General features: G+C 69.9%; 2 protein-coding genes and 1 pseudogene. All 3 read left to right on the forward strand.

The window, feature by feature from the left end:
* A pseudogene (locus ACWGI8_RS42980) lies at positions 1-509 on the forward strand (hypothetical protein); the annotation flags it as partial.
* Positions 510-758: 249 nt separating this feature from the next.
* Positions 759-1,616, forward strand: coding sequence for a TIM barrel protein (locus tag ACWGI8_RS42985; RefSeq protein ID WP_453668905.1), 858 nt, complete (start codon positions 759-761; stop codon positions 1,614-1,616).
* Between the two features lie 40 nt (positions 1,617-1,656).
* Positions 1,657-2,511 (forward strand): 2-hydroxy-3-oxopropionate reductase (locus ACWGI8_RS42990; protein ID WP_453668906.1); only part of this gene is annotated, 855 nt, incomplete at its 3' end.

A 2,511-nucleotide genomic window follows, 5' to 3' on the forward strand; every position in this document is an offset into this window, starting at 1 on the left:
GCCGGCGGCGGCGCGGGCGGGCCAGCGCCGTGCTCGCGGTGCTGACCCTGGCGGGCCTGGTCGCCGTCGCCGTGCTCGGCCCGCGGTACCTGGACGGCCGGCGGACGGACCAGGCGCGGGTCCAGGCGCTGGCGGCCGCGCGGAAGGCGGCTCCCGTTGTCCTGTCGTACGACCACCGACACCTGGACCGGGACTTCGCCGCGGCTCGCGGCCATCTCACCGGATCCTTCCGTGACGAGTACCGCAGGACGACCACCACGGTGGTGGCGCCGACCGCGAAGAAGTACCAGGGGGTGGTCACGGCCACGGTGGTGACACCGCCGGGCGGTGGTGAACCCGCGGCCTCGGTGGTGTCGGTCTCGCCGGACAGGGCCGTCGTGCTCCTCTTCGTGAACCAGGTGACGCGGAGCACTCAGGTCGAGGGACCGCGCGTCGATCTGAACCGGGTGCGGATGGAGCTCACGCTGACTTCCGGTGGGTGGAAGGTGAGCGCTGTAGACGCGCTGTAGACGCGCTGCAGTCCGCAGCGGGACGCCATGGCGCCTCCCGGGCCGCGACGAGAGAAGGCTGGACACGGTCTCTGTCGCACGCTCGGGAGGCGCCCTTTCGCATGCCCTTTTGCACGCCTTTCCGCAGGCCTTTCCGCGGGTCTTTCCGCAGGTCTTTTGTGGACCGCTCTTGACAGCCCTCCCCCACCCCAGGCAATCTTCCATTAAGCAGAAACGAACTTCCGCAATACGGAAGGAGCGCCGCCCCTCATGGCCCGCTTCTCAGAAGGCGCAGTCACGGACCAGCGCTTCGATGTGAACCTGTCGATCCTCTTCACGGAACTCCCGCTCCTGGAGCGTCCCGCGGCCGCCGCCGCGGCGGGCTTCACGGCGGTCGAGCTGTGGTGGCCCTGGATCGAGACCCCCACGCCCGACCGGAGCGAGCTCGACGCGCTGAAGAAGGCCCTGGAGGATGCCGGCACCCAGCTGGTGGGCCTGAACTTCTACGCCGGACAGCTGCCCGGTCCCGACCGCGGCGCCCTCTCCGTACCCGGTGAGGAGTCGGAGCGCTTCCGCGCCAACATCGACGTCGCGGCGGACTTCGCCGCCTCGGTCGGCTGCAAGGCGCTCAACGCGCTGTACGGCAACCGCGTCGAGGGCGTCGACCCCGCCGTCCAGGACGAGCTCGCCCTGGAGAACCTGGTCCTGGCGGCCCGCGCGGCCGACCGGGTCGGGGCGATCCTCCTGATCGAGACCCTGAACAAGCCGGAGTCCCCGCTCTACCCGCTGGTGAGCGCGCCCTCCGCGATCGAGGTCGTGGACAAGGTCAACGCGGCGACCGGTCTCGGCAACGCCAAGTTCCTGCTCGACATCTACCACCTGTCGATGAACGGTGAGGACGTCAGCCAGGTCATCCAGGCCTACGCGGACAAGACCGGCCACGTACAGATCGCCGACAACCCGGGGCGCGGCGCGCCGGGCACCGGCTCGCTGCCGCTGGAACAGCTCCTCGACGAGCTGAAGGAGGCCGGTTACGACGGCTGGGTCGGCCTGGAGTACAAGGCCGGCGACCGCCCGAGCGCCGAATCCTTCGACTGGCTCCCGGCCGAGGCCCGCGCGGCCCGCTGACTTCTTCCCGTACCACCAGTTTTCGAGAGGCACCCTCACCATGACCACTCTTCCCAAGATCGCGTGGATCGGCCTCGGCATCATGGGCTCCCCCATGTCCGAGAACCTGATCAAGGCGGGTTACCAGGTCACCGGCTTCACCCTGGAGCAGGACAAGCTGGACCGCCTGACCGCGGCTGGTGGCACCGCCGCCGGGTCCATCGCCGAGGCCGTCAAGGACGCCGACGTCGTCATCACGATGGTGCCGGCATCGCCGCAGGTCGAGGCCATCTCGTACGGCCCTGACGGCATCCTGGAGAACGCGAGGCAGGGCGCGCTGCTGATCGACATGTCCTCGATCACCCCGCAGACGTCGGTCGACCTGGCCAAGAACGCGGCCGAGAAGGGCATCCGCGTCATCGACGCCCCGGTGTCCGGCGGCGAGGCCGGCGCCATCGAGGCAGTACTGTCGATCATGGTGGGTGGCGAGCAGGCCGACTTCGACGCGGCCCTCCCGATCCTCGAGGCCCTCGGCAAGACCATCGTCCTGTGCGGCCCGCACGGCTCCGGCCAGACGGTGAAGGCCGCCAACCAGCTGATCGTCGCCGTCAACATCCAGGCCTGCGCCGAGGCCGTCGTCTTCCTCGAGAAGTCCGGCGTGAACCTCCAGGCCGCCCTGGACGTCCTGAACGGCGGCCTGGCCGGCTCCACGGTCCTGACCCGCAAGAAGGACAACTTCCTGAACCGGGACTTCAAGCCGGGCTTCCGCATCGACCTGCACCACAAGGACATGGGCATCGTCACCGACGCCGCCCGCAATGTCGGTGCCGCGCTGCCGGTCGGCGCCGTGGTCGCCCAGCTGGTCGCGTCCCTGCGCGCGCAGGGCGACGGCGGCCTGGACCACTCGGCCCTGCTG

Source organism: Streptomyces sp. NPDC054841, from assembly GCF_053611045.1.